At 58.1% G+C, this 7,711-nt stretch carries 5 protein-coding genes and 1 rRNA gene; 4 read left to right on the forward strand and 2 right to left on the reverse strand.

From position 1 onward, the window contains the following. Positions 1 to 25: 25 nt before the first annotated feature. Positions 26 to 1,906, reverse strand: coding sequence for a methyl-accepting chemotaxis protein (locus HX801_RS20800; protein ID WP_177022645.1), 1,881 nt, complete (start codon positions 1,904 to 1,906; stop codon positions 26 to 28). Positions 1,907 to 2,185: 279 nt separating this feature from the next. Here HX801_RS20800 and HX801_RS20805 point away from each other — a divergent pair, with 279 nt between their 5' ends. The 4 genes from HX801_RS20805 (at position 2,186) to HX801_RS20820 (ending at position 7,511) form a co-directional block, all read left to right on the forward strand. Next, entirely contained in the window at positions 2,186 to 2,686 is a 501-nt protein-coding gene (locus HX801_RS20805) for a sigma-70 family RNA polymerase sigma factor (protein ID WP_008433614.1), read from the forward strand. Beyond that, complete coding sequence (locus tag HX801_RS20810; protein WP_003218246.1) at positions 2,683 to 3,666, forward strand: FecR domain-containing protein; 984 nt, start codon at positions 2,683 to 2,685, stop codon at positions 3,664 to 3,666. The genes HX801_RS20805 and HX801_RS20810 overlap by 4 nt, the downstream gene beginning before the upstream one ends. Positions 3,667 to 3,771: 105 nt before the next feature. Then, positions 3,772 to 6,264, forward strand: coding sequence for a TonB-dependent siderophore receptor (locus HX801_RS20815; protein WP_008433611.1), 2,493 nt, complete (start codon positions 3,772 to 3,774; stop codon positions 6,262 to 6,264). Between the two features lie 71 nt (positions 6,265 to 6,335). Next, positions 6,336 to 7,511 carry a PepSY domain-containing protein gene (locus tag HX801_RS20820; protein WP_177022646.1) on the forward strand — a complete coding sequence of 392 codons (1,176 nt, stop codon included), beginning with the start codon at positions 6,336 to 6,338 and terminating at the stop codon, positions 7,509 to 7,511. A gap of 78 nt (positions 7,512 to 7,589) precedes the next feature. Here HX801_RS20820 and rrf read toward each other — a convergent pair. Beyond that, positions 7,590 to 7,705, reverse strand: a 5S ribosomal RNA gene (gene rrf, locus HX801_RS20825). Positions 7,706 to 7,711 lie beyond the last annotated feature (6 nt).

Consider the following 7,711-nt stretch of genomic DNA (forward strand, 5'->3'; position numbering starts at 1 on the left):
AGGCTCGCTCCTGTGTGTTCATCGATCAGATTTTGAAACTGTCGACCAACTGCTTCAGGCGGTTGGCCTGTTGAGACAAGGCGTCGCAATCCTTCAAGGTTTCGTTGAGGTTGGCCACGCCCTGCTGGTTCAGCAGGTTGATCTGGTTGATGTCGACGTTGAGGGTTTCCACCACGGCGGTCTGTTCCTCGGTGGCGGCCGCTACCGACTGGTTCATCCCGTCGATCTCGACGATCCGCTGCGTCACGCTGACCAGGCGTTCACCGGCCTGGTTGGCGACCTCGACGCTTTCTTCACTCGAGGTCTGGCTGGCGTTCATCGTGGTCACGGCCTCACGCGAGCCAATCTGCAGCGAGGTGATCATTTTGTGGATCTCTTCTGCCGACTCCTGGGTGCGGTGCGCCAGGTTGCGTACTTCATCCGCCACCACGGCAAACCCACGCCCGGCCTCACCGGCACGTGCCGCTTCAATCGCGGCGTTGAGGGCCAACAGGTTGGTTTGCTGGGAGATACCTTTGATCACATCCAGGATGTGGCCGATGTTGTCGGTGCTGGCGTTCAGGGTTTCAATCTGCGTGCAGGACAGGCTGATTTTTTGCGAAAGCTCCGACATCGCCAGGATGGTTTTCTCAACCACCTTGCGCCCATCATCGGCCTGCTCACTGGCACCGCTGGCGTGTTGCGAAGCATCAGCGGCGTTGCGCGCGATTTCCTGCGTGGCGGCCCCCAGCTCGTTGATCGCTGCGGCCACGCTGTTGGTGCGCGCGCTTTGTTCGTCGGAACCGATGATCGACGCGTTGGACGAGGCCATTACTCGCTGGGACAGGTCGTGCACCTGGCGCGTCGCCGAGGAAACTTCGGAAATCGACGCGTGAATACGCTCGACGAATTGGTTGAAGGCACTGCCCAAGTCACCGAACTCGTCCTTGCTTTCCACTGTCAGGCGGCGGGTCAGGTCACCCTCGCCCTGAGCGATGTCCTGCATGGCGCGGCCCATGGTGGTCAGCGGGCGCATCAAGACCTGGATCAGGACGCTCAGGAACACGGCAATGGCGGCAACCGCAATGAACATGGCGATCAATGCCGAGGTACGGAACTTACCCAGCGGTGCGTAGGCTTTGTCTTTGTCGATCGACAGGCCGATGTACCAGTCGGCATTCGGCAACCCGCTGATCGGGGTGAAGGACAAAATCCGTTCCTGGCCATTCAAGACCACTTCCTGGCTGATCTTCTCGATGCGCACGTTGGTGCCCGGGTAGATGTCCTTGAGGTTCTTCATCACCTGGTCCTGATCCGGGCTGACGATCACCTGACCATCACCGCTGACCAGGAATGCATGGCCGATGCCACCGAAATCCACCGAGTTGATGATCTTCACCAGGGTTTGCAGGCTCAGGTCACCGCCGACCACGCCAAGCAGTTCGCCATTCTTTTTCACCGGCATCGCGATGGTCACGATCAGCCCGCCTACCGCGGCCATGTAGGGCGGTGTAAGCATGGTCTTGTCGGCTGCGACAGCTTGCTTGTACCAGGGACGCTGACGCGGATCGTAGCCATCGGGCATTTTGGCGTCGGGACGCTGGGTGAACACGCCGTTGGTGGAACCGACGTAGGTGAACTGGAAGTTGGAGGTAAATGCCGACTGGTCGACCAACCCCGGAAGATCGGCAGAGCTGCCTTGATGGGCCACGTTTTGCGCGAGGCTTTCCAGTACCAGCACCCGCCCGCTGAGCCAGTTCTGCACGCTGCTGGCGGTGAGTTCACCGGATTGCTGAATGGACGACTCCAGGTTTTGCCGGATGGTATTGCGCTGCAAGTAGTCGTTGTAGAACGTGAATAACGCGAAGGCCAGAACCACTACGCCTGACGCGGCCAACAGAATTTTATGACTGAACTTGAGATTCATTTCATTGACTTCTTTTTGCCAAAAGGGGGTGAGCGTGCCGGATGCAACATTCCATGTAACGGTATAGGCAGACTCTGCGACTGCTCTATTTCGGTGCACGCATGGCTCGTCAGGCTTTCGGCCAAGGCAGGATAAATCTTAGGAATTTGTGAGAAGCATCTGCTTTTAATGTCAGAAACCGACCAGTGGTAGCGCTCTAACGTCAGGAGTTGCAAAATTTTTCAGGCTTGTCGACAATGCGACTAATTATCATTTGTGACGCTTTGCCAGGCCGTGTGAATGCCCTCATCCGAGTACGCAGTACAGACGCTTTACAGCAACCATCATGGCTGGCTGAACACTTGGCTGCGCAGCCGTCTGGGTAACGCAGCGGATGCGGCGGACCTGGCCCAGGACACGTTCGTGCGGCTGCTGCAAAAAACCGAACGTTTCGAACTCAAGGCCCCTCGCGCTTTCCTGCGCACTATCGCGCGGGGCCTGGTGATCGATCATTGGCGTCGCGAAGAAATCGAGCGCGCCTACCTGGAGTCCATCGCGCATTTGCCCGAAGCCTTGGCGCCGAGTGCTGAAGAACGTGCGTTGATTCTGGAATTGCTGGAGTCCATCGCCCGGCTTCTGGACGGACTCAAGCCCAAGGTACGCAAGGCGTTTCTACTGGCTCAATGCGACGGCCTGACTTACAAGCAGATTGCGCAGCAGATGGGTGTATCACTGCGTTCGGTGGAACGCTATGTCGCCGAGGCGCTTTATCACTGTTATGTGCTGCGGTATGAGGCATGACCTCGATGGATAACACCGCGCGCGCAGGAATCGACCCGCAGGTGGTCAAGCAGGCCATCAGCTGGATGCTGCGCCTGCGTAACAATCGCGCCAATGTCCGCCTGAAGGCGCAGTGCGAGCACTGGCGCGAGGCTCATCATGAACACGAGTTGGCCTGGCAACGCGTGCAGGCACTGCAGCATGAATTAAGCAGCCAGTTGGCGGCGATTCCCGGGGCCCATGTGGCGCTGGAGAACAGTGCCCAGCGCCTTGGGCGCCGGCAGGCATTGAAGGTATTGTCCGGCGTGCTGTTGATGGGTTCGGCGGCCTGGGTCAGCCGAGACCTCACCGGCTGGCAGCGTTGGACCTCTGACCTGGCTACCACCACTGGCGAACGCCGTAGCGTGCAACTACCGGATGGCACGCGCCTGCAGCTCAATACCGATAGCGCAGTGGACCTCGACTTCAACCCGCAACAACGCCTGATCACATTGGTGCGCGGGGAAATCCTGGTGACCTGCGGCGCCGCGGCGACCGCCCCCCTGCTGGTTCGCACCCGCCATGGTTTGTTCGAAGGAATAGACGGGCGATTTGTGGTGCGCCAGGACAGCGATTGCACACGCCTGAGCGTCGCGTCAGGCAACGTGGCGATTCATTCACCGCATACCGCCGACGGGCTTTTTACTCAAGTGCATGCAGGAGAAAGCTACCTGGTGCGTCAGAATGCGGCCGCTCTGGCACCGCCTTCGGATATGGATACAGGGGCCTGGGCCGACGGATTGATCGTCACCCGCAACATGCGTCTTGCCGATTTCCTGGCGGAGGTGGGGCGCTATCGCCATGGTTATCTGGGCTGCTCGAGCGATATCGCAGATTTGCGCTTGTCTGGTGTTTTTCGCCTGGAGGACACCGAGAAACTATTGGCGATCCTTCCGCAGACGCTGCCTGTGCGCCTGCGCTATCGCACCCGCTGGTGGGTGAGCCTGGAGCGTCAGGCCTGATTATTTTTGGCGTGCCTGATTTATTTTTGGCGGCTTTTTTCCGTGAGTCCGGCTTAGACAGTAAGCAATTCAATCTGCCTTCAGCGACCTCTACGGATCTCGATAATGACTGTGCGTTTTTTCAGCAACTCTCCCTCTTCCTACCCTTTGCTCGGCAAAGCCGTACGCGCAGCATTGCTGTCGACCACGATGGGCATCGGCTTGCTGCCAGTGGCCGGTGTCGCGGCTGATAGCGGGGTCGAACGTATCAGCCAGCGCTATGACATCCCGGCAGGCGCGCTGAGCGATGTGCTCAATCAGTTTGCCCGTCAGGCAGGCATCACCCTTTCCAGCACGCCTGCGCAGACTCAGGGCCGCCAGTCTCCCGGACTGCACGGGGAGTACTCGGCCGAACAGGGCCTGAGCCAATTGCTCAACGGCTCAGGCTTGCAGGCGCAGGCGCAGGACGACGTGAGTTTCGTGTTGCAGGTCCAGCCCGAGAGCGAGGCGCTGACCTTGCCGACCACCGACATCAAAGGCTTCGCCCTGGGTAATGCCCTGGGCAGCATGGAAGGCTACAACGCGACCCACAGCCAGATCGCCACCAAGACCAGTACCGCGCTGCTGGAAACGTCTCAGACGGTTTCAGTGGTGACCCGCGAGCAGATGGACGACCAAGGCTCGCAAACCGTTGCCCAGGCCATGCGTTACACCCCTGGCGTGCTGACCAACCCTTATGGCGCCACTCACCGCTATGACTATGTGGCGATGCGTGGTTTCAACGACGGTTCGGTGGATAACATCTACCTGGACGGTTTGAAATCCATGGGTGACAGCGGAACCTACAGCACCATGCAGGTGGACCCGTATTTCCTCGAGCGCGTAGATATCCTCAAAGGACCGTCATCGGTGCTCTACGGGCGCAGCTCGCCGGGTGGGCTGGTGGCGTTGACCAGCAAGAAGCCATTGTTTGAGCCATACCATCAGGTCCAGGCCACGATAGGTTCCCAAGGGCAGCGAGGCATGGGTTTCGACTTCAGCGGCCCGGTGGATGACGACAAGCGCATTGCTTACCGACTGACCGGTCTTGCAGACAAGTCCGACACGCAATTCGACCATGCCAAGGAAAAACGCTACGCGCTGGCACCCACCTTGAGCATCGACTTTACCGATGACACGTCCCTCACACTCCAGGCTTACCTGCAGCATGACCCCGACGGTGGCTACCACGGAGGCATGCCGGCAGATGGCGCGCTGCATCAGCGCAACGGCCAGCGGATCTCCAATCACTTCTTCGAAGGCGAGCCGGGCATTGATGGGTACAAGCGTGATCAACAGTCGTTCGGCTATCAGTTCGAGCATCGCTTCAATGATGTTTTCACCGCGCGGCAGAACTTTCGGTATCTGGACTCCAAGGTCCGGCTGGACCAGGTGTATGCCTATGGCTGGACTACGCCCACCAGTAATGAGTTGAATCGCTATTACTCAGGCGGTGACGAAAAGCTGCATGCGTTCATCATCGACAACATGCTGCAGGCTGAATTTTTTACCGGCGCGACCAAGCATACGGTGTTGATGGGGGCGGACTATCAGCGGCGCAAAACCGTCGTGGACTGGAGCAGCGGCTCTCTTGCGCCAATCAATGCGTTCAACCCGGTGTATGGCAATTCCGAGATCAGCTATTACAGCCCAACCAGTTATCTGCGCCGGCTCGAGCAGACCGGCGTTTACCTGCAAGACCTGATTGAGATGGACAAGTGGCGGTTCTCCCTCGGGCTGCGTCAGGACTGGGTTGAGACCTCCGATGAAAATCGCATTGCCGAAGCGGGAAGGCCGCTGGGCACAGAGATCAGTGATAAACGTACCAAACTGACCGGCCGGGCCGGAGCGCTCTACTTGTTTGATAACGGTCTCGCGCCCTACGTCAGCTATTCCGAATCCTTCAACCCGAACTCCTATTCGGACAGTGCCGGCAATCCCCTTGCACCTACCGACGGCACCCAGTGGGAAGTCGGCTTGAAGTATCAGCCGCCGGGTACCGACAATTTGTTCACGGCCTCGCTGTTCCGCATCGACCAGGAAAACCTGGCGACCAAACTGCCGCAGGAAAACTTCTATCGCGCGGTCGGCGCTGTGCGCTCCCAGGGCCTGGAGCTGGAGGCGCATATGCAGTTGACCGACCATCTCAAATTGTTGGGCAGCTATACCTTCACCGATATCGAGTATTCGAAGTCGATGGTCAGCACGCTGAGTACTGCGGACAACGTGATCGAGAACAAGGGGAACTCGCCGACGCAGGCGCCGCGTCATATGGCGTCGGTATGGGCAGACTACAAGTTCGATAGCGGCGCACTGGATGGCCTGCGACTCGGTGGTGGTGTTCGTTATGTCGGCTACAGCTGGGCAGATGCGGAGAACACCATGAAGGTGCCCGCCTACACGCTGTTTGACGCCTCGATGGGTTATGACCTTGGCAAGGTTGGACTGAAGGGTGTGGATGTACGCCTGAATGCCAACAACCTGACGAACGAGTCGTACGTGGCGTCGTGTGCCAGTTTGAACTTCTGCTACCTGGGTGAAGAGCGCAACGTCAGTGCGACGGTGAGCTACCAGTTCTAATCCCTCTCGATTCATACAAAGCCAGTTCCTGATTCCAGGCGCTGGCTTTGTCGTCTTTGCAGGAAATTTTTATGCGCGCATTGCTGGTTTTACTTCATCGCTACATCGGGTTGGCAACGGCGTTGTTTCTGATGATGGCGGGACTCACGGGCAGCCTTCTGGCGTTTAACCATGAGTTGGATGAATGGCTCAATCCCGGCTTTTATGGAGCAACGGCCAAAGGTTCGGCATTGCCGCCAGGTGAACTGGTGGACACGTTGCAGGGGCAGCATCCCAAACTGCAAGTCTGGTACATGGAGTATCCACAAGAGGCCGGTCATACCGCGATGCTGGCGGCAGTTGCGAGAAACGATCCGGCGACGGGCAAACCCTTTGAGGAGCCCAACCAGGTCTTTTACCTGGATCCGGTCAGCGGCGAAGAAATGGGCCGGCGTGTTTGGGGGGCTTGCTGCTTTCAGCGCGAGAACTTCATTCCGTTCATTCTGGAATTTCACTACAACCTGACACTGCCGGGTAATTGGGGTTTGTGGCTGATGGGACTGGTGGCGATCGCATGGGTGTTCGATTGTTTTATCGCGCTGTGGCTGACCCTGCCGAGAGGTAAACCGTTCTGGAAGAAGTGGTCCACGGCGTGGAAGATCAAGGGCGGCCACGCTTACCGGCTGAACTTCGACCTGCATCGTGCAGGCGGGTTATGGCTTTGGCTGTTGTTGCTGCCGATTGCAGTCAGCAGCGTCGCGATGAATTTGCCGAGCCAGGTGTTCAAGCCTGCTGTCTCGCTGTTCTCACCGGTTGAGCCTAGCGTCTATGAGGCCCGTGGCGGGTTACCCGCCGAGCAATTGGGCGTGACACAACTGAGTTATCAACAGGCCTATGAGCGGGCGCTGGAGGAAGGCAAGCGGCTGGGACTGACGGCGGCGATTGGAGAGCTTTACTACAGCTTTGAGTACAACTTTTATGGGGCGGGTTTTGGACAACATGATACCGAGGCCCATGGGAAATCCTGGTTGTTTTTCCACGGGACGGATGGGCGTTTACTGGGGCAGGAAATAGCAGGGCAAGGTACGTTGGGAGAGCGCTTTTATCGGCTGCAACTGCCGATCCATGGGGGCAGGATCATCGGGGTGGCGGGTCAGGTGCTGATTGCGCTGCTGGGAGCTGTGATCGCGATGTTGTCTGCTACCGGGATCTATATATGGTGGCGCAAGTTAATGGCCAGGCGAAGCAGTAAGGCACGCAAAGGGTGAGTCGATTCTAGTTGTTTGCCCAGCCCTTAAACGACAAAACCCCTGTCTGCGCTAGCAGACAGGGGTTTCGGAATTCAATCTTGACGATGACCTACTCTCACATGGGGAAACCCCACACTACCATCGGCGATGCATCGTTTCACTGCTGAGTTCGGGATGGGATCAGGTGGTTCCAATGCTCTATGGTCGTCAAGAAATTC

The sequence above is a fragment of the Pseudomonas sp. G1002 genome (genome assembly GCF_013385455.1).
GTDB lineage: Bacteria > Pseudomonadota > Gammaproteobacteria > Pseudomonadales > Pseudomonadaceae > Aquipseudomonas.

Coding starts and splice junctions, on each gene's coding strand:
- HX801_RS20800 (WP_177022645.1), bottom strand. CDS start 1,906: ATGAATCTCAAGTTCAGTCATAAAATTCTGTTGGCCGCGTCAGGCGTA.
- HX801_RS20805 (WP_008433614.1), top strand. CDS start 2,186: ATGCCCTCATCCGAGTACGCAGTACAGACGCTTTACAGCAACCATCAT.
- HX801_RS20810 (WP_003218246.1), top strand. CDS start 2,683: ATGACCTCGATGGATAACACCGCGCGCGCAGGAATCGACCCGCAGGTG.
- HX801_RS20815 (WP_008433611.1), top strand. CDS start 3,772: ATGACTGTGCGTTTTTTCAGCAACTCTCCCTCTTCCTACCCTTTGCTC.
- HX801_RS20820 (WP_177022646.1), top strand. CDS start 6,336: ATGCGCGCATTGCTGGTTTTACTTCATCGCTACATCGGGTTGGCAACG.